Raw genomic sequence first — 17,130 nt, forward strand, 5'->3', positions numbered from 1 at the left:
AAAAACCCCGTAACCATTTGGTGCGGGGTTTGTTCTGGGAGGCAGTGTTGTTTTCCTATAGGTTCGCGCCGCCGTCTCTGATCCACTGCATTGCGGTCGCATTGTGCTGGTGCAGTTTGGTGGCTGTCGCCTCGCTCATCGGGAGCCCACCGATACCGGGGTACGCAAGGTCTGTCAGCGCGGCAAGTCGGGTGACCTGGGCGTGTACATCCGGCTTTTCCACTCCGTCTGTTTTCAGGTGCTCGCTCTTGATAAGCCATCGGAGCTGTACCAGAGCTTTTTCAACCGCGACGATCAAGGCCACCTCCCAGTTAGCAGGCATACCCGTTGCGTCTCGTTTTTCATTTGCGTCTTTCATCCCAAACCCCATCTGCATTGACGCCAAAGCGGTATCTTTTTACGGCCTCGGCCCCGCGTTTGACGGCGGGGCTTGGGCGTAACCAGGCGTTTTCCGTGAACTTAAGAGAGGTATCGCCGCTGGGGCAATTCTGCTTCGAGCTTCGCTACCGACGCCGGGAATCTTGGAAGACCGGCTCGATGGATTGCGCTCACAACCAACCTGAGCTGCTCCCGATTCCAATTGTCTGAATCATTGGGAAGCTTGGCGATGAATGCAGGGTCGAATTGTGCAAACTCGGCGAGCAAACGGCGCTCGACGCCTGACAAAAGCATGGCCTTAAACGCAAGCAAACCGGTCGCCTCAATGCTGGCAGCGCTGAGTGTTTGTTCCCCTGGACGCAGTACCAACTTCCCAGCGAGCCACGCGCTTTTTATGGTTTGGTAAAACATGTCCGCCACCTTTTTCCGTGTCAGTTGGAATCCGGCACAAAGCCGTCGCCGTTGCAGGTTTTGCAAGGTGCTTCATTGCGCCACCGTGCGCGACCGTCGCAGGTCGGGCAACCATGAAACGGCGATCCGTCAACCCATGCGCGCAGCACCTGGGCAAGATTGTACTGGTCGCTGGCTTCGGCCCGCACGCAGGCTTCAAGCGTTGCCCGGTACACGTCAATTTCGGTGATAGGTACTGTCTGCATGAGTCGTTTTCCTTTCACCATGCACCTGGTTGCTCACGTCCGATTTCTCGGCTTCAAGAGCAACAAAATGATCGATCAACCCCTGCTCGGCACCCGCCCATTTCAAGGCGTCGGACATAGTGTTGAATGCGCGCTGTCGGCTGTCCGTTTTGCTGACGAGATGCAGACTATTTTCGACCTCCACCGTCCAAGCCTTGCCCGTTTCGCTGACCAGTTTTGACGTTGAGATACAGCCGCTTTTGGAAGCAATGAGCATTAGGATACCTCGTCGATTTCACGGACGCGGACACCGCATCCTGGTACTGCAAAAGGCCCAATCAAGGGCCGGTGGTACAGAACGGGTTGCTTGTTACCGAAAGGCGTTTTCAATGGCAGGCATGCGGTCACCAAAAACGCTCGTGCTTAACCGGTCACGTTCAACCGTTGGGAGCGTGAACACCTCCGATCGCTCGATCAAAGCACCGTGCTTGTCGAGTTGGTCGGTGAACTCCCCGACTCGCTCAATCCGCTTGAACACCTCCATTCTCGGTTGCGACTGCAAAGGGCTGCCGTAAGTGACACCGACGGGATAACGTGACTTATATTCGCCTTGGCTGGGATGCGTTGCAGACCACAGCATCATCTCCTCCGTGACTGTATCGAATTCCTCATCAGCGAGGATGTAACGCACGCTGTGCGTTGCGATGTGGCTTGCAGCAACCGCCCAGCGCGTTACTACGGTGAATTCGCGTACAGGGCCTTGTGTCTCGACAAGGAACCCGTTCACCGCCTTTTGTCCAACCTTTCGACACGCCACCAGATAGTGTTTGTTTGGGTAGGGGCGCCGGGCAGTCAGCTCCTTCCCGCCAATTAAATTCAAACCCAACTCGGGGGAGGTGACGTCTACAAGCGAACATGGCACGTGGGATCGGTCAGCGAGGATATTGGGTATCAAATGAATGAGCATGGGATTCCCTCTCAGATTCACGGGCGCGAGAATCGCGCCACTCTTACGGCCTCGGCCCAGCAGTGCTGGGCTTTTGCGTTACCGCGATTTTCCTGTGGCTGCCGAGTGAGCAGGTTGTGAAGGTGACCTTGGATTTTTCTGTTACCAGAAAGGTGTCATTGGCACGGGCTCGCGACGATCAAGTGCAGCTTCGTGAGCGTCATGGAAGGTTCGGTATAGTTCGATGTTCGTTTCGCAAAAGCGCTCAAGCGCTTCCGGCGCTAGGCGAGGGCTGTAGATGTGCGGCGGCTCCTGATCAGCATCGATGAACTGTTGAGTGCCGTCCTCAAATTCTTCTAGCCAGGCCACCGTCACCAGAACCTCAACCTCGGTGGTGAATGGCCAATCACGGGCGCCATTCGGGTCGAAAGTAAGTGACTCAAAAAATCTGATTGCCTTCAGCCCGCTCTCACTTGGCGGACCTGACAAGGGAGCTGATACCAGCACGGTTTTGCCGCCCGGGTAAACTTCGAACTGGGCATTGCAACGCTCACAGTCTTCGGGCCTTAACGGCAGATCGTCGTCACGAACAACACCAATCTGCGTGGCCACAATTCCTGTGCAGTTTGGGCAAACCACGTCCATGGTCTCCCCAGCAGGCCATGAGTATTTTTTTGTGGCCTCTGTTTGCGTCTGCTTGAGCATCGGCGGTTCTGCAATGATCTGAGGTGGGTTCATAAATCTACTCCGGTGTCCGCTCGTCATCGGGGAACTGCGCAGACAACCAGCGAGCCAGAGTCATTGCTTCGGTTTGCCACCGCTGACTCAGCTCCTCCACGAGCGATAGGTTGCTGTCATCGTTGAATGCCAGAGCTTCGTTTCGTGCGTTTCGATACTGCTCGATGTCGAGCATGACTTTAGGCGGGACCGACAAGACCAGTCCCTCCGCTTTCGATTGCTTGCTAGCCAAATCCTCAATCTGTTTCATGATGGCCACCTCCATGGTGATTACTTCCAGATGTCATTCCAAAATGCTGAGTCCGTTGAGCCCGATCCATTGGTGTTTTGTACAGATGGGCCGCCGATGTGTGTGTCACCGCTGCTGATCACAGTCCCCGCCCCAGTGTTGTTAACACCGGTCTGGTTGATAGTGTCGGTAACAGCACCATTCACCTGTGTCATGACACCGTTGATTTGGCCATTGACCTGAGAAACGACCCCACGCACTTGTGAGCTTGCGATTGAGCACACCTTGTCTTTGATCATCTGCCAGATCTGCGATAGATCAGGAAAGCTGGTGGTGCCGAAAATGCCGGTGATGCCACCTACGCATTTTCCCAAAATATCCGATGATGTTTTCTCAGCTGTTTCATTTGAGTCTGCCGCTGACTGGTCACGAGACAGACCTGCTTCGCCACCGCGCATGGCTGCTTCCCCGCTGCGGCAAGTGGCTGCTTGTACGCCAAAGGAAGAACACAAAAGAAGCACGACCAACAGCGTGCGAGTGAGTGGTTTCATTGCAGGTCCTCTCGTAACCAGGAAGCGAGCAAACATTAAGCTCGTACTCTTTTTTTGATAGATTGCGCTGGAGCGATTGCTTCGTTCACAGGCGCGGTGTTTGGTGACAGATTCAGCGTTTCCACGGGAGGCTTATCGCGATCTTTCCGTGGTTCAACAAAGCCAAGCTTCGTGTGAAGAGCTTCGTCAACTTGGTCAGTAACCTTCGCCTTGACAATGGCACCTCCGACGTTGAAGAGGACTTCGTCGAAATGAACTTCCTTGCCGTCACCCCGGCGGTTTACGCCATTGCCATGACCGATCTGGTTCCATTGCCCGCCCTCATTGCCAGGGCTGGCGCGTTCTGAAAGAGTGATGAAATTCGGTTTCATCTCACCTGTTTTGGGATCCCGATGCCTTTCGTTCATGAAGGCAAGAACCTGATGCTTGCAACCATCGACCTTTATAAAGCCATGCAGGTAGTCGCCCTTGCCCTGATAAAGCTGGACTGTCGTGTCAACTGAGTTGTCAGCGATTTTGGTAACCCCACGGAGGATGAGCTTTGGCTCTCCGATCGAGCTGTCTTGGGAAAGCGCGCCACTGCTAAAACCATCAGGCTCGCCTTTTTGTGCTTCCGATGCCTGGCCCCGCTTAATCCATTTGGCTTCATCCGCCGGCGGCGGCACTTGCTGGCCGGCTTTATCAAACCAAAAAAACTGGTCGCATTGAGGCTCAGCGCCAAGTGATTGAAGATCTTTTTCCATCTCGTCTAACGATCGCCCCCATGATTCAATCGCTACACGTTGCTCGTGCCACCATTCGCGTGCATTCACTGGATTCAAATCATCAGCGGTATGAACGCTTGGGACGGGCAGTAACAAGTCGGATTTCAACTCTACAAAAGGTTGGGAGCATTGGTGCTCAGCTTGAAGAGGGGGTGCTGAGTAGGGCCTCACACGAGATTCGAAATCGCAATGCTCGATCGCGATTTTGGCCATCGGCAGGAAGTTTTGCCTGTGTATCTTCCAGGATGTATCGGCGATTTGCTTCACGAAGTCAGTGATCACCGCGTCACGCTTAGCTGCAGCATCTGCCAACGCCTCACTTGAGGGAGTGAAACGAGTCGCAGCTGGTGCAAGGCCAGTTGGGCTGAGACGCAGGCTCGCCTGAATCTTTACCCATTCATCACGCGGGAGCCGCAGTTCTCCCGCAGCAGCCGACATGGGTGTGCCAGCTCGAATCAACCTCTCTTCGTATTTAAGATCAGCCTCCATAGACTGACTAACGGAGCGCCAAATTTCGAAAGGCTTATCAGTCTTGAGCTCCTGGATGGCGTGGTTGATTGAGGCAATTCGTTGATTGAAGCCATGGGAATCTGCATCGCCGAAGACCGCCCCAATCAGCCTCGCGCCCAATGGCTTAGATTTCTCCGCCGTTCTGGCTTCAGAATCGAGCTCCTCTTTCCGCGCGCCTAATGCAGCGATCAACGCGTCTTTGATCACCTGAAAGTTGTCAGCGCGATCTTTCAAACCTTCGTGTTGCAACACGTTCCATTCCGCTTCTAAGGCGGATCGAGCAGCGGGATCCAGTGCCGGAACTGACGCCTCCATTGGGTCTGTTCCGAACGTTTTGGAAACGTCCTGAGTAACCTCTGCCCGGGCCTCGTCGGAGAGGGGTGCTTGTTGCTCATACTGGCTTAAATCCACGTAGGCTGGTTCACCCTGGTGAACGAAGGTGAGTCGGCCCGAATCTGTTTGCTCAACCAAAGGCTGGTCGTTCGACTTACCAGACGGAGTCTGATCCTCGACTGGTAATTCCGGTGCCAATGAGGGAGCGGCGTCGGTCGATTGTAGTCGTCGGACTTGGTACTGCTCCAGATCGATGTATGCCGGCTGCCCGTTGTGCACGAAATCAAGGCGGTCAGCAGACAGATCTTGATCTACCCCATCCTGTTCAGCCACAGGACGCTCGTCTATACGAGTTTCGGGCACCGCCTCCGTTGCGGCGAATCCAATGGGACCATCCACTTGGTCCGGACTGTTGCCAGACTGTCGATGGGAATCTAGTGAAGCCAGGTATTGTCGATCGTACGCCTCGATTGCATCGATAACGGCTTCGAGATCCCCCTTGGCCATCGCATCTTGAATGTGGGCCTCGGAGTCAATCACAGCTAATGGAATCGGACCATATTTGGTCTCAGCGTCAGCGAGCAATTCTCGTGCGATTGCGTACCCTTCGGAATCGGCCAACTGCTGTTGGAAGTGGCCGTTGTATCGACCAAATTCTGCGTCGAATGAGGCCGAGAAGGCCGCTCTGTAATTTTGCTCAGCCATAAGCCTTTCGACAGTGGCATAGCCCTCAGGAGTGGTCTCAATGCCATTTAGCAGAAAAACAGCGTGGTCCTCACCACGCATCGAAAGCATTTTGGGATGAGTATCAAAAACGTCAGCAGGCACACCCATATCACCCAGCCATTTGGCGTCATGAGCCTTGATAGCGGATTCACCCGGCTCAAACGGGGGAGGTGGGGTGGCATCCGCAGGTGCCTTGCCGGTCACTTCAATTCCCCACTCGTTGCGGTGGGTCTGGCGTTCTTCATATCGAAGAACCTGCCCAGCCTTATCACGGACAGGCACCTCTATGGTTACATCCTTGCGACCGAGGTTCGTCAGTTCCACTTGATCGCCGCGGCCTACGCGCTGTTCATCAATTACTCGCTCCAGATCCACACCCCACGTGGTCCTGGATTCACCGTCAGTGTTTTTAAGCGTAACGAAGAAACTGCGGCTGTTTGAGATATCAAACTGGTATGGCGCCGAGCCGTACTCCAGCACCTCACCTTTGTAGTGGTTCACCGGCTCAGCTGCCGGCGCAACGGGAGCGCTGACATCTGGCGCAGAAGCTGATGCTGCCGAATCAGGTGTCCCAGGTTGGGACGATTTATTTTGAGTGGGTAAATCGGGAGCGGCGGAATTGTCCTGCGCTTGAGCAGAGTCCCCGACAGGAGGCAACCCCATTATTTCGCGACGTAAAGCGTCTTGTGCTGGGTTTTTAAGTACTACCTGCACGTCGTGCTTGATCATCACCTCAAGGGCGCGACGCTTGAACTCGTCCGATCCGGTCAACTCAATTGACCCGCCAAATTTTTGTTTCGCCATGTGTAGCGCCGCGAGAATGGCCAGCTCGTCATCTTGGGCTTTGGCCTCCATGAGGATCTGTTGCCCGTGATCCACGAAAATCGGCTTTTCCTTCAAGAGGTAAAGGACGCTTCCATCCGATCGCTCCCGGTATGTGATGTCCTTCAGCAGCTCACTGAGAATCACACTGGGATCAGTTTCGGTCGGTTCATCACCAGGGGCGCCGGCGTTACTGAAGCCATTAAACGATTCAGCCACCTCCGAACGCGAAATAATCTGGTCGTAGACGTCCTGGTGCAGTTCCTTTAGCAATTTTGCGTATGTATCGTATGCAAAAACATTACGATGTAATGCGGCAACAGATTTTTCTGCGGAAGTAGGATCTACTGAACGCCAGGACGTGATATCAGCAACGACCCAGTGCCTTAGTAGGGTATCGGGAATTGAGGAGTTTTCACCGTCAGCTTGGCTGCTTTGAAGCCAAGCCTGATACGCCTCGGCACGATGCCGAATGGCGCCATCTGGAGAGGATTCCACCGCCGTCTGCGGCGAGCTGTGTTTTTCGTAAACAGCTAGGCGAAACTCTTGCAATAAAGCTTCTGATTCAACGCTCATGGGCGCTCCTGCCTCTGTGGAGGTGGGTAGGGAGTCCTTTGCCCGTTACGCCGCAAGGCTGACCGTGAAGTTACGAGCTTCACCTCAGCTGCTTTCGGGCTGGACCGTGGCTGCACTAATTTCGTATTGTGTATATTATTCAAAATAGCACGGTTTTGGAAGAACCGTGTACAGAGGCCGATGCAGGCGCTTTACAGCTTCATTTGAGGGGAGCAAATGTCTATCGACACTGACGAGATTGACCCGATCTGTGGGACAGATTTAGAACGGTGGCGGATCGAGAATGGTCTGACCAAGGTGGCGGCAGCGGATGCCTTTGGCCTTCAGAAGGCCAAATGGGAGGAGCTGACAAATCCAGATCTGTCTGCAGAGCAAATTAGTGATCCGGTGATCGCAATGCTGCTTCACCTTTATCGTCAACACCCAGCGTCGTCGCCTGTTCAGCCGCCGCTGGACATCAGGGAGTTTTATGAGTTTTTAGGGTTGCAGGACACACCCCAAGATCGAGACGCGTTTGCGACTCTTATTGGGAGGTCACCACCCTCGGTTTATCGTCTAATGTTGCATGATGGAAAGCCAGGTAGGCCGGTGATGCGATGGATCGAGGCGCTCAAGAGACTTGCGCTGACTCCTAAGCAATGCAAACGCTTGATGCAGGATGTAGCGAGCAACGTAGGAGATCGACAGAACGTTGAAAAAGTCTTGATTCAGGGTTGGTCAAAACAAGGTGGCACAGGTGAGCACGACTGATAAGCCAGACTCACATATTATTGAGTTATCGAGCGTCTATTTCTATTCCGGGCCTGCCCCCAGGGCAATTGCGCTCAAAGATTGTGGTGTGCCGACGGACGCTCCGATTTCGGGGGCATTCCCGGCGTTGTATGGCTACCAAAGCAAGCAAGATGGATTTATGGCCGCACGAGCTTATGCGGACAAGAACAGACTCCAGTTCACGGTAGTCGACTTTTTGGTTGAATTGGATCAGAAGCAGAACCCAAACATGATGCGTCCTGACGATGTTCCCAACCACGATTTTATATCGTTTGCTAGGATGTCCAGGAGCATGATGGATAACCTCCAGGCAGTGCTGCACGAACGCCTAGCCAATGAAGGGATTACACCAAGTAAGCTGGAGCTGGCTAAGCCTCATCTACTTTTGCAGCAAAGACCGGATCTGGTTTCTTCGCTAATCGAAGCCCCGGGCTGGGATCATATCAAAGTGATAGCATACCCGGCTAAACTAACAATTAGCGAAAAGCCACTGACAGTGGGAATCGTCCCCCATTCCCACTGGGATTCGATCAAGGAAGCTTCCTGCCGGCTCAATCCTGGTATACGCATTACCCTGGAACCGCCGAGTCAAAGCCAGGTGGATTCAGCCACCGCCGGACTAGGGTCTCCATCTCAGAAGGATAGAGGGCCGCGAAGCCGGTAAGTGGTAAGTGAAACCGCCAAGCACCTCAAAAAAAACCGCCTGATTAGGCGGTTTTTTTTAATCTCGAAAGCGCTTTCGGAACCACCAAGGCCTGGCGTAGATCACCCCGCCCCGTAAAAAACCGAGAAACTTGTTCCAGCAAACGCTCAAGGTCCAGCCTATTTTGGCCAAGATCCCAAACATGATGATCACACCAACAGCCACATAGAAGGTCGTCCAGCTAGGGAAGTACATCCACCCGAACAACGGCAAGTACGCCGAAACCGGAATGCCTAAAGCGGTCAGCGGTTCAGATGCAGCTCTCCAAATCGAGGGCATTGGTCTAGTTCTCCTGCGCACTCAGCGAGCGCCTTCTGAATTCCTTCATGCCTGCAACACCAACAAATTCGTCCTGCAGGATTCTGCCGTCCTGAAACAGCTTCCACGCACGATCGTCAAGAGTCGCCTGGGCCTCTTCGAGCTTCGTCCGTATCAACATTGCCCACTCGTTGTATGGAAGGGTCTGCATTTCCGACCTGAACTCTCGATCAAACACCAGGTACTCTCGGATTGCAGCGCGTTTACCATCGGTCGTTTTGAGCAGCCTTTGAACGATGATAACCCGCAACGCACCAGCAAGCCGCGATGCAATCCCGGATTGCTGCTCAGGAGGATAGGTTTGGATGGCCCGGTTAATCGTCTCTGCTACCGACTCCGTGTGCATTGTCGCGTAACACGTGTGGCCAGATAAGCTGGCCTCAACCATGGCCTCGATGGAAACACGGTCGCGAGCTTCGCCGATCCCAATGATGCTTGGCTTCCGTCGAACAGCGTTGCGCATCGCTTTGGGAAAATCTTTGATGTCCCGTCCAATTTGCGATTGCGCCGGTTGAGGGCCCTTCCAGTGGGGACCACCGAGGACGTACTCAATAGGATCATCGAATGTGATGACCTTACGATCGGGCATGACCACGCCGATGTACCCATATATGCCAGCTTGAAAGGTCGTTTTTCCTGAACCGGTTGGACCACAGACGATGACCAATCCAGATTCCGGAAAAAGCTCTTCAAACAGATCGGGCTCGATTCCCATTTTATGGATATCAGGGAGGTCGACCGGAATCACGCGCATGGTGATCGAATAGGCTTCATCCAGGTTCGCAATGCGAGCCTGAACAAAGTTGGTACGGAAGCGCAGGGTCATACCGCGCTCAAGGCCGATATCACTGCCTGTAATCTCAAGAGCGCGATCAACGCCTTCGTCGCCTTGCTTGATCAGGCTTTCAATCTCAGGAGACCACAAGGCAGCGATCAAGACCGAAAGCTGCCCCTGCTTCACCGTAGACACGGAGGCCCGCAGCTGCCTTCCGTGAAGTTCCGCCCAGATATAGTCACCGCCTTGTACCAATACATCTGATACGCCCTGGTCCGCGCAGTATTTAAGGAATCTGCGAAAGCTGTGTGGACCGAGATCGCCTTCAAAATTGAAGGGCTCCAATACCGGCTGAATCATTTCGCCGGCACCGGTGCGGTAGGTGCGGTAGGTGCGGTTACCGGGGTCGGTTTTACAGCTTCCTTCTTGACGCTTGGGCGCCACTTGCCAGGATCAGTTACGAATTGAGCCTTGTCTGTAACCCTTCGCAATTTGTCGCCCAACATCAGCTGTTTGCTGTCGCCGGTGACGGTTTGCTGGGATTCAGCTACCCGAGTCGTCGTGATCATGTCCGCCTGCAGCAAGGTTGAGTAGAGGTGCATGCCTGTGTAGTCGCGCGTGAGACGATGGAAATTCGCTTCAAGAATCGCATCGGCTTGCTTGTAACCGTCGGCCCAGCCTTCACGGACAGCTGTTTTCCAGATCTTTTCTTCATCATCATCCTGCGGCCGAGCTTCGAATGCAGGCAGCTCAACTGACTGACGAACTGGGAGCCCTACATAGAGGTAATCCCTCCATGTCGGTGGAACACTGACGAATCGCTCTTCGCGCTCAATCTTGTAAACGCGGTTAGCGGTACGGATCTGATCGGGGGTGAATGCAGACAAGTCGCGAGCCTCAACAATCACCGGAGGCAGGGTCCCGTTTTTCGCAATCATCGGACCAAATTTGTACATTGCATCCAGCGCTCGTTCCCGGCTATTCAGGCCGTCGACCAACTCATGTCCTCGAGCAGCCATGCCACCACGAAAGCCCACCGTATGACCGACGCCCGATAGCAGTTGCGAGCGGATGTCGGTGACTTTGGTAGTCGCCTTGGATTGCGGATTGAGCAAAGCATCCAGATCTGGCGGCGACGTTTCTACAGTGGACTTCGTATCGTTATTCGATGGATCGAGCACCGGCTCCTCGGCAGCGTGCGTGGCGAAGGAAACCATCAGTGGTAGCACTGCTAAAATAAACCGATTCATAAAAGTCCCCTATTCAGCCTTGGGGCCGGTTGTACTGCAGCACCAGTTTGCCTGGAACCTCAGTAATAACAGCGCGGTATCCAACCTGCGCTCGCACCATGGATAGCACCGCTTGGTACTGGACACCCTTGACGTCGATGTTTACAGGCAAAGGCATGCGCAAACCCATAAACTCAAAACGCTGACCGCGGTCTTGCGCAAGCTTCGTTAGCAGCTCAACAGCGTCACCCTGCCAACTGATGGTAACGAACTGTTTGTCGTCCAAATTAGCGTTGGGATTGCGCATGACAACCCTGCTATTCAGGGCACCGGCCTGGTACAGGTCCACCTGGGCGGCCTCAATTTTCTGGGAAGCTTCTAGAATCTGCTGATCGATCAATGCCTGGGCGCTGACATCAGGCTGTTTAGAAGCACAGCCTGTAAGAGCGAGGGCAGCAAGCAACGCGACAAACGGGTATCGGTTCAGGTCCATAGGATTATCTCCGTTGATTTCGTATAGATACTACAATACGGAAAAGCGCATAACAACGACTGTTATGCACGTGGGCCGCGTTTTATAGGCCGAGACTTCGCTCGGGCCAGCTGCTCAGCCAAAGCCTTGAGGCGACCACTTTGGGTAGGATCGGCCAGTTCGCCGGTGTATCCGCGCTCAATAAGGGCTTTGAGGGCTGCGTCAACGAAATCGGGCGAACCTTTTATCTCGATGGGGCGCTCCCATCGAGCCCGAGTGTCATCAAGTGCGTGGGCGAGCAGCTCATCGTCGAGAAGACCTCCAGGGAATGAAACCTTTCCACCGTGATCCACAAATCCCGGATCCCCTTCAGCCCTACGAAAAACCACTGACCCGTCACGACGAACAGTGCCGACAGAAAAAAGATTAGAACTTGCCGTTGGGTCAATATCCCCTGCAAAGATGATCGCGTTGCCCTGGGCGTTCTCTTTGCGTCTATCCCCGTAGGAAAATCCACGCAATTGACTAATTGCACCAGGATCGCCGTTAGCAGCCTCCCGCTCAACCCACTCGCGAAATGTAAGCTTCTTGTTTGCTGGATCACTTTTCAATTCATGCCTTAGCGTTTGAATCTTTGTCTTAAGTTCCTCACGAGCCCTTAATGTTTCAAACGCTAGAATACTGTAGAATGCTTTCCTATCAAGAGGATGTTTGATCCGAGATTTTATATCCGCTCGTTGCTGGCGGGCCTGATCGCGGATAATCATAAATTGTCGCTTGACCCACTCTTTATCAATTCGACGATTTACAAAAGCAACGCGGTAAGCATCATAACGTGCCCGTGTCGCTTTACGAAGTTGTGCGCGCTCTTCACGGCGCGTTTGACGCTCAAGAGGATCTCGCTTAGGACTCGCGTACTTATCGTAGGTGGTCGCGCTAGTAAAGCCTTTGGGGAGTTCGCGCTCTTGATATTCTCCGAGAGATTTTACTAACCGTCCTAACGACAACTGCTCGTGCATGTCGCTCGCTTTGATTCCTGTCGCTGAGACATCATTAAAATCATAAATCGCAAGCCCTCGACCCTTAGGGCGAATACCCAATCCAAATTTAGCCAACGTGGAATGAAGCGTTTGCCAATTTGCCTTATCGGACTTGAGCAACTTCGCTATCTGCTTGCGCGGTTCACCACGAGCGTAGGAGTAAAGACTTTGCTGATCTGTATGGCGCTCCATATCAGCTGCTTTTGTTGGTATCTTCCCCTGTTGTTTTGCCTTACTGGATGCCCATTGAATAACGGGTCTGCCATTTTCCTGGACGACGACATTAGGCCCATTGTCGTGCTGAAAGCCATAAAGCAGTTCCAGCTCCCGCATTGCGTAGTCTAACCGAAAATAATCTCGGTCCGGGTATACAGCATTGAACGATTCAGGATGAACACGATTTACAGTCATATGGAGATGAACGTTATCTGTATCGTGGTGGATCGCGAACACGTATTGATGATCGTTCATGCCTACCGATTCCATGGCATGCAAGCCAGACGCAAACGCCTGCTCATCAGTTGGGGACTCACCAGTAGGCCAGCTCAAAATGACATGGTAAACCGGGTCTTTAACTCTAGCATTCTGAGCAGCAACGGCTCTCATCTCAGCGGCCGCGGTTTCCAGGCTCAAACAGTTGTGCTGACACGAAACGCCGGAAGTCGATTTCTCGTTAATCGAGTCACCTAGCAGTGAGCCTGATTCGAGGTCGGCTAAAGCTGCTTGTTCATGTTTTCGATCCCGTCGCTCAACGGCTGAAGCATGAAACGTAATTGAGGCTCGACGGGCTCGGGCTCGTGCCGCAAAGTCAGGATGATTTCTTGTAGCTTGTCTGAGATAACTTGCTGCTGTTGCAAGATAGTTTCGAGCAGCGGTAATGCTTCTTTCATGTTCATCGGAATCTACCTCTTCGGATTGTTGTTGCCCACTTCGGTCAACGTCTCCAGAAACTTCGTATTCAGACGTGACATATCGACGCCCATCGGTACCAAGAGCCCTTCGAGCACTTCCAAGACGCCCTCGGATGGCATCTGCATCTGTAAGGCTAATTCGTCCAGTCGCTCGCAGATTGTCTGCTGCTCTTTCGAGATGCGCTCTAGCAGACTCAAGAATTGCGTTGTCTCTTCGGCTGTAGCCTGGATCGAGCTCATCAGTCATTTCCTCTTTTTCATCATCGCGTTGTGTCGCGTACTCGACCAAATCGGCGAAGCTAGACTTACCGTCAGCCCTGCGGGGTGGGACTTTGGCAAGCATTAAGATCCTATCCTCATGATGGCTGCCTTCAGCTCAACAAGTATCTCTGCCAACTCCTTTGAAAGCCTGCCCCCACCTTCGTTGTAGAGGTGCTTTTGAAGACCACCAAGCCGCCGCAACTCGTTGAGGATGTGGCCCTCAACCTTGCTACGAGTGCGCCGATTCAGCGCAGTGGCAAGCATGAACTGACCCACGCTTTGGCCGCAGTCATAGGCTTTCTGCCTAACGATTTCTTCCTCGTCCTCAAAACACCTGATAGGTGGCAGGCGGCCGGTTCGGCGCCGCTGTTCACTCGTGCTCATAAATAGGTCCTTCGCTGTTCAAGGGGTCTCGGGGCGTAGCCCTGAGCAGGGAGGTAGGCCTCGCAAGGGAGTGAAACGACTGTAGCGAGGCCGGTTGTACGGAGGCCATTTATGGCGGGAGTACAAACCCTACCCTGTCCTAAATTCTAGACCGCATTTCGTATGCAGGCTATCGTACGGACCTTGACTGCGCAAGAGATGCCCATACAATCGGGGTAAATACACGTTTTGAGGAAAGGCGGATGGCGATCAGCGTTTCGCAGATTGAGATACTCAGAGGCAAGCTTGAGGAAATGCCGGAGGTTGAAAATCCAGATCGGAAGATTTCAAATCTGGAGGCAATAAGGATGATGGCTTCGTCTATCCGAGACTTGCAGTCTCGGGGATACAGCATCGAGAAAATCGCGGAAATCCTCAGGGAAAGTGGATTGGAGATCGCTCCAACAACGTTAAAAAGCTATCTAACGAAGGTGAAGGGATCGCCGGGGAAGTCGAATTCTAGGTCGAGCGGCAAACCGCGTCGGCCATCATCCAGCACCAGTCGCGAGGTAAAGAAAAAAGCATCCGAAAAGCCTGCTGCGTCGGTCGCTACGAAACCGACGGCAAGCTCAAAAAATTCAGCCGGTGTAACACCGGTTCCACCTGGTAGTTTCACTCCAAAGGAAGATTCTGATGAAATCTAAAGACGCGAAAAAAGGTGATATCTATGTCGTCGGAGGAGGTAAGGGGGGCGTAGGAAAAAGCTTCACAACGGTTGCCCTGGTTGACTTCTTCGAACAAGCAGGCGTGAAGGTGCTCGTGATTGAATCGGACACGTCAAACCCTGACGTCTGGAAGATGTACAAAGATCAGATTGAAACAAGGTTGATTGACCTTGATGATGCAAATGGGTGGATTGATCTGGTAAACGCCTGCGATGAATTCAAAGAACACGTCGTAGTGATCAACACCGCGGCACGCAATAACAAAGGTGTAGTTGCTTACGGTGAAACTCTTAACAGCACGCTGGTGGAACTGGGCCGTGAGCTTACGACACTGTGGGTGATCAACCGTCAGAGAGACAGTTTAGAATTGCTAAAAGAGTACCGCGACGCACTGCCAGGAACGAAGGTGCATGTCATCAGAAACGGATATTTTGGCGATGAGCAGAAGTTTGAACTCTACAACTCCTCAAAAACCCGGGAAATGATTGAAAGCGAAGGCGGGAAATCGCTGTTGCTACCCGATTTAGCAGACAGAGTTAGTGACGATCTTTACAGCAAACGCTTGTCAGTCTCAAAAGCTATGACGGAACTCCCAATTGGAAACCGTGCGGAACTGTCCAGATGGCGCCGCGATGCAAATCGGATGATCGGTGAGGTGATTGATGGATGACATCGAAAGCAGTTTTAAAGAATTGCTAGGCCGTCAACCATCTGAGAAAGAGGTTGAGCGACTGTACCGTGTAAAGAATGCTCTAAACATCAGAGACAACGATGCCATTTGGATGATTTTGATGGCACTTGAATCCTACGACACCTTATACAGCAAATATCCAGGGTTAATCGCTGGCCAGGTCGATGTGGTAATTGAGAAGCAAAGGGAATTGATTGCCGACATTGTCGATGCGGAAAGCAAGAAAGCTCTGAGCACACTCTCTTCCGCAGTCGCACGAACCAGTCAGCTTGTCGCGAGTAGAGTGGCTGATACTGCGCGATGGCAAGCATGGGGATGGGTCTGCGTTGGACTCATTTTATTTGGGTCCTTGTGCCTCACCGCTGGATATATTCTTGGCAGTGGTAATATGCCGTTCTGGGCTTTGACTCCACAGAAAGAGAGTCCATTCTCTATTGTGATGTCGATCTTGATGAGAGCGCCAGTAGGCTGGTTAGTGCCGCTAATTGGTACAGCGGTTGTTGTAGTGACCTTAGCGAGTAACCGGCAACTACCGATTAAGCGCCCAGTCATCATCAGCCTAGTCTTAATGGCGGCATTCTCAATATTTTGCGTTCATTCCGTATTATGAACTGAATAGGGCCAATTTTTTTTGGCCCTATCATTCTGTATAATGGCTACAATACGAAATGGTTGATATACTTGATCACACATCCAAGGAGGTGATCATGGAAAACTACGTAAACATCAAAGCAATTCAAACTATTGGTCTGACACTGAAGGGTTACTCCGAAACCGAAACTGGTCGCGGTCTTGCTTGGTCGTGCAAGGTCTACTTCCAAAACAAAAAGATCGGCTTAGTCAGCAACTCTGGGCACGGTGGTCCGACGGTCATTGATGTACCAGTTGAAATCCTAGACCATATCGTCAATGCTCTGAGGTCCAACGCCTATACGCTCACGTTAGAATCTACGGGGCATTCAAACGAAGAACCAACTGACTCTAGGAACTGGTTTGGTGATGCCGTTACTCAAATGATCGATGAAGTGGATCGCCTAAGGAAACTCAAGCGTCTGGCCAAGACACATGTGATCGTTCGGCAAAAGTCTTCGGCTAACGAATTTGAGTTCTACAAGATCGCTCCAAGTGATTCATCGAGAGCCAGGCTTATCAGGCAGCTTGGGGACGATCTCGTCTGTTTCATGAACGATGAAATTCTAAGCTTGTGATCCTCTTGGGCCTGCAATCGAGCAAGGTGCAGGCCCCGATTCCCCTGTGCGCTCCGTTAACCAGTCATTAGGGCCGACCCGATGAGCCAGCATTTTGTGTGTGTGCATTGCGAGAAAATTAGGCGACCGGTCCGGGTGCAGATTGGCTGGGATAAGCCGTTTTCTGAGTTCTACCTGCTGGTACTTGAAGAGCCGGCCGCTGGCGAGGATTTTGATGAGGACAAGGTTGTGTACTCCAATTCCTACGATCCGACCTCACATGGAAAGGAATTGGACTACTACCAATCCATCCTCTCCCTGCTGGGGTGCAAGGTTCCAGACGTCATGTGGCGGGCTGCCTACCAGGATCGCGATTTCAACGTCGTTAACAAATCTGTCTTTTACTCGCCTAACGGCGATGTGGTCGACACTTTCTGAAGTAACCCTTGACAACAATCCAATCAGAGCTGCTGGGC

22 protein-coding genes are annotated in these 17,130 nt (G+C 52.7%); 7 read left to right on the top strand and 15 right to left on the bottom strand.

Going from position 1 to position 17,130, the window contains the following annotated elements; genetic code table 11:
* Nucleotides 1–55: 55 nt before the first annotated feature.
* The 9 genes from SLW75_RS26610 to SLW75_RS26650 all read right to left on the bottom strand — a co-directional run bounded on the left by SLW75_RS26610 (nt 56) and on the right by SLW75_RS26650 (nt 7,208).
* Nucleotides 56–358: a hypothetical protein gene (locus SLW75_RS26610; protein WP_410935881.1), complete on the bottom strand. Its 303-nt coding sequence runs from the start codon at nt 356–358 to the stop codon at nt 56–58.
* Nucleotides 359–459: 101 nt separating this feature from the next.
* Nucleotides 460–789 (bottom strand): hypothetical protein, encoded by a 330-nt coding sequence (locus tag SLW75_RS26615; protein WP_410935882.1) that lies wholly within the window; start codon nt 787–789, stop codon nt 460–462.
* A 20-nt stretch (nt 790–809) separates the two neighbouring features.
* Nucleotides 810–1,034 carry a hypothetical protein gene (locus SLW75_RS26620; RefSeq protein WP_410935883.1) on the bottom strand — a complete coding sequence of 75 codons (225 nt, stop codon included), beginning with the start codon at nt 1,032–1,034 and terminating at the stop codon, nt 810–812.
* Nucleotides 1,006–1,290: a hypothetical protein gene (locus SLW75_RS26625; RefSeq protein ID WP_410935884.1), complete on the bottom strand. Its 285-nt coding sequence runs from the start codon at nt 1,288–1,290 to the stop codon at nt 1,006–1,008. Before SLW75_RS26625 ends, SLW75_RS26620 begins: the two co-directional genes overlap by 29 nt.
* Nucleotides 1,291–1,383: 93 nt before the next feature.
* A complete protein-coding gene (locus SLW75_RS26630) occupies nt 1,384–1,980 on the bottom strand; it encodes a DUF6012 family protein (protein WP_410935885.1) in 597 nt (198 codons plus the stop codon).
* A gap of 141 nt (nt 1,981–2,121) precedes the next feature.
* Nucleotides 2,122–2,697 carry a hypothetical protein gene (locus SLW75_RS26635; protein ID WP_410935886.1) on the bottom strand — a complete coding sequence of 192 codons (576 nt, stop codon included), beginning with the start codon at nt 2,695–2,697 and terminating at the stop codon, nt 2,122–2,124.
* A 4-nt stretch (nt 2,698–2,701) separates the two neighbouring features.
* The gene (locus SLW75_RS26640; RefSeq protein ID WP_410935887.1) at nt 2,702–2,947 is read right to left on the bottom strand and encodes a hypothetical protein; all 246 of its coding nucleotides are present in this window, start codon (nt 2,945–2,947) and stop codon (nt 2,702–2,704) included.
* A 20-nt stretch (nt 2,948–2,967) separates the two neighbouring features.
* Nucleotides 2,968–3,477, bottom strand: a complete 510-nt coding sequence (locus tag SLW75_RS26645) for a hypothetical protein (protein WP_410935888.1) — start codon at nt 3,475–3,477, stop codon at nt 2,968–2,970.
* 35 nt (nt 3,478–3,512) lie between these two features.
* A complete protein-coding gene (locus SLW75_RS26650) occupies nt 3,513–7,208 on the bottom strand; it encodes an LPD7 domain-containing protein (RefSeq protein WP_410935889.1) in 3,696 nt (1,231 codons plus the stop codon).
* Between the two features lie 216 nt (nt 7,209–7,424).
* On the opposite strand from SLW75_RS26650, the gene SLW75_RS26655 reads away from it, so the two are divergent.
* Together SLW75_RS26655 and SLW75_RS26660 are read left to right on the top strand one after the other, a co-directional pair.
* Nucleotides 7,425–7,958 carry a hypothetical protein gene (locus tag SLW75_RS26655; protein ID WP_280319829.1) on the top strand — a complete coding sequence of 178 codons (534 nt, stop codon included), beginning with the start codon at nt 7,425–7,427 and terminating at the stop codon, nt 7,956–7,958.
* On the top strand, nt 7,945–8,643 hold the full coding sequence (locus SLW75_RS26660) for a hypothetical protein (RefSeq protein WP_410935890.1): 699 nt from the start codon (nt 7,945–7,947) through the stop codon (nt 8,641–8,643). The genes SLW75_RS26655 and SLW75_RS26660 overlap by 14 nt, the downstream gene beginning before the upstream one ends.
* A gap of 57 nt (nt 8,644–8,700) precedes the next feature.
* On the opposite strand, the gene icmT is transcribed toward SLW75_RS26660, so the two are convergent.
* The 6 genes from icmT to mobA form a co-directional block, all read right to left on the bottom strand.
* Entirely contained in the window at nt 8,701–8,961 is a 261-nt protein-coding gene (gene icmT / locus SLW75_RS26665; protein WP_280319823.1) for an IcmT/TraK family protein, read from the bottom strand.
* Nucleotides 8,962–8,965: 4 nt separating this feature from the next.
* Nucleotides 8,966–10,135, bottom strand: a complete 1,170-nt coding sequence (gene traJ / locus SLW75_RS26670) for a plasmid transfer ATPase TraJ (RefSeq protein ID WP_410935891.1) — start codon at nt 10,133–10,135, stop codon at nt 8,966–8,968.
* Nucleotides 10,132–11,025 (bottom strand): type IV secretory system conjugative DNA transfer family protein, encoded by an 894-nt coding sequence (locus tag SLW75_RS26675; RefSeq protein ID WP_410935892.1) that lies wholly within the window; start codon nt 11,023–11,025, stop codon nt 10,132–10,134. Before SLW75_RS26675 ends, traJ begins: the two co-directional genes overlap by 4 nt.
* A gap of 13 nt (nt 11,026–11,038) precedes the next feature.
* Nucleotides 11,039–11,497: a DotD/TraH family lipoprotein gene (locus tag SLW75_RS26680; RefSeq protein WP_410935893.1), complete on the bottom strand. Its 459-nt coding sequence runs from the start codon at nt 11,495–11,497 to the stop codon at nt 11,039–11,041.
* A 62-nt stretch (nt 11,498–11,559) separates the two neighbouring features.
* Complete coding sequence (traI, locus tag SLW75_RS26685; protein WP_410935894.1) at nt 11,560–13,770, bottom strand: TraI/MobA(P) family conjugative relaxase; 2,211 nt, start codon at nt 13,768–13,770, stop codon at nt 11,560–11,562.
* Complete coding sequence (gene mobA, locus SLW75_RS26690) at nt 13,770–14,072, bottom strand: plasmid mobilization protein MobA (RefSeq protein WP_280319806.1); 303 nt, start codon at nt 14,070–14,072, stop codon at nt 13,770–13,772. The genes traI and mobA overlap by 1 nt, the downstream gene beginning before the upstream one ends.
* A gap of 242 nt (nt 14,073–14,314) precedes the next feature.
* On the opposite strand from mobA, the gene SLW75_RS26695 reads away from it, so the two are divergent.
* The 5 genes from SLW75_RS26695 to SLW75_RS26715 all read left to right on the top strand — a co-directional run bounded on the left by SLW75_RS26695 (nt 14,315) and on the right by SLW75_RS26715 (nt 17,092).
* Nucleotides 14,315–14,755 carry a hypothetical protein gene (locus SLW75_RS26695; RefSeq protein ID WP_410935895.1) on the top strand — a complete coding sequence of 147 codons (441 nt, stop codon included), beginning with the start codon at nt 14,315–14,317 and terminating at the stop codon, nt 14,753–14,755.
* Nucleotides 14,745–15,446 (top strand): P-loop NTPase, encoded by a 702-nt coding sequence (locus tag SLW75_RS26700; protein ID WP_410935896.1) that lies wholly within the window; start codon nt 14,745–14,747, stop codon nt 15,444–15,446. Before SLW75_RS26695 ends, SLW75_RS26700 begins: the two co-directional genes overlap by 11 nt.
* Nucleotides 15,439–16,077 carry a hypothetical protein gene (locus SLW75_RS26705; protein WP_410935897.1) on the top strand — a complete coding sequence of 213 codons (639 nt, stop codon included), beginning with the start codon at nt 15,439–15,441 and terminating at the stop codon, nt 16,075–16,077. The genes SLW75_RS26700 and SLW75_RS26705 overlap by 8 nt, the downstream gene beginning before the upstream one ends.
* Before the next feature lie 97 nt (nt 16,078–16,174).
* On the top strand, nt 16,175–16,675 hold the full coding sequence (locus tag SLW75_RS26710; RefSeq protein ID WP_410935898.1) for a hypothetical protein: 501 nt from the start codon (nt 16,175–16,177) through the stop codon (nt 16,673–16,675).
* Between the two features lie 81 nt (nt 16,676–16,756).
* Nucleotides 16,757–17,092: a hypothetical protein gene (locus tag SLW75_RS26715; protein WP_410935899.1), complete on the top strand. Its 336-nt coding sequence runs from the start codon at nt 16,757–16,759 to the stop codon at nt 17,090–17,092.
* Nucleotides 17,093–17,130: the final 38 nt, after the last annotated feature.

The sequence above is a fragment of the Pseudomonas sp. W5-01 genome, from assembly GCF_046540435.1.
Lineage (GTDB): Bacteria > Pseudomonadota > Gammaproteobacteria > Pseudomonadales > Pseudomonadaceae > Aquipseudomonas > Aquipseudomonas graminis_B.

What these genes read in the sequence shown, in the direction of transcription:
- SLW75_RS26625 (WP_410935884.1), bottom strand. Translation starts at nt 1,290, where the DNA reads ATGCTCATTGCTTCCAAAAGCGGCTGTATCTCAACGTCAAAACTGGTC.
- SLW75_RS26705 (WP_410935897.1), top strand. Translation starts at nt 15,439, where the DNA reads ATGGATGACATCGAAAGCAGTTTTAAAGAATTGCTAGGCCGTCAACCA.
- SLW75_RS26645 (WP_410935888.1), bottom strand. Translation starts at nt 3,477, where the DNA reads ATGAAACCACTCACTCGCACGCTGTTGGTCGTGCTTCTTTTGTGTTCT.
- SLW75_RS26610 (WP_410935881.1), bottom strand. Translation starts at nt 358, where the DNA reads ATGAAAGACGCAAATGAAAAACGAGACGCAACGGGTATGCCTGCTAAC.
- SLW75_RS26615 (WP_410935882.1), bottom strand. Translation starts at nt 789, where the DNA reads ATGTTTTACCAAACCATAAAAAGCGCGTGGCTCGCTGGGAAGTTGGTA.
- traJ (WP_410935891.1), bottom strand. Translation starts at nt 10,135, where the DNA reads ATGATTCAGCCGGTATTGGAGCCCTTCAATTTTGAAGGCGATCTCGGT.
- icmT (WP_280319823.1), bottom strand. Translation starts at nt 8,961, where the DNA reads ATGCCCTCGATTTGGAGAGCTGCATCTGAACCGCTGACCGCTTTAGGC.
- SLW75_RS26680 (WP_410935893.1), bottom strand. Translation starts at nt 11,497, where the DNA reads ATGGACCTGAACCGATACCCGTTTGTCGCGTTGCTTGCTGCCCTCGCT.
- SLW75_RS26650 (WP_410935889.1), bottom strand. Translation starts at nt 7,208, where the DNA reads ATGAGCGTTGAATCAGAAGCTTTATTGCAAGAGTTTCGCCTAGCTGTT.
- SLW75_RS26715 (WP_410935899.1), top strand. Translation starts at nt 16,757, where the DNA reads ATGAGCCAGCATTTTGTGTGTGTGCATTGCGAGAAAATTAGGCGACCG.
- SLW75_RS26700 (WP_410935896.1), top strand. Translation starts at nt 14,745, where the DNA reads ATGAAATCTAAAGACGCGAAAAAAGGTGATATCTATGTCGTCGGAGGA.
- SLW75_RS26655 (WP_280319829.1), top strand. Translation starts at nt 7,425, where the DNA reads ATGTCTATCGACACTGACGAGATTGACCCGATCTGTGGGACAGATTTA.
- mobA (WP_280319806.1), bottom strand. Translation starts at nt 14,072, where the DNA reads ATGAGCACGAGTGAACAGCGGCGCCGAACCGGCCGCCTGCCACCTATC.
- SLW75_RS26635 (WP_410935886.1), bottom strand. Translation starts at nt 2,697, where the DNA reads ATGAACCCACCTCAGATCATTGCAGAACCGCCGATGCTCAAGCAGACG.
- traI (WP_410935894.1), bottom strand. Translation starts at nt 13,770, where the DNA reads ATGCTTGCCAAAGTCCCACCCCGCAGGGCTGACGGTAAGTCTAGCTTC.
- SLW75_RS26675 (WP_410935892.1), bottom strand. Translation starts at nt 11,025, where the DNA reads ATGAATCGGTTTATTTTAGCAGTGCTACCACTGATGGTTTCCTTCGCC.
- SLW75_RS26630 (WP_410935885.1), bottom strand. Translation starts at nt 1,980, where the DNA reads ATGCTCATTCATTTGATACCCAATATCCTCGCTGACCGATCCCACGTG.
- SLW75_RS26640 (WP_410935887.1), bottom strand. Translation starts at nt 2,947, where the DNA reads ATGAAACAGATTGAGGATTTGGCTAGCAAGCAATCGAAAGCGGAGGGA.
- SLW75_RS26620 (WP_410935883.1), bottom strand. Translation starts at nt 1,034, where the DNA reads ATGCAGACAGTACCTATCACCGAAATTGACGTGTACCGGGCAACGCTT.
- SLW75_RS26695 (WP_410935895.1), top strand. Translation starts at nt 14,315, where the DNA reads ATGGCGATCAGCGTTTCGCAGATTGAGATACTCAGAGGCAAGCTTGAG.
- SLW75_RS26710 (WP_410935898.1), top strand. Translation starts at nt 16,175, where the DNA reads ATGGAAAACTACGTAAACATCAAAGCAATTCAAACTATTGGTCTGACA.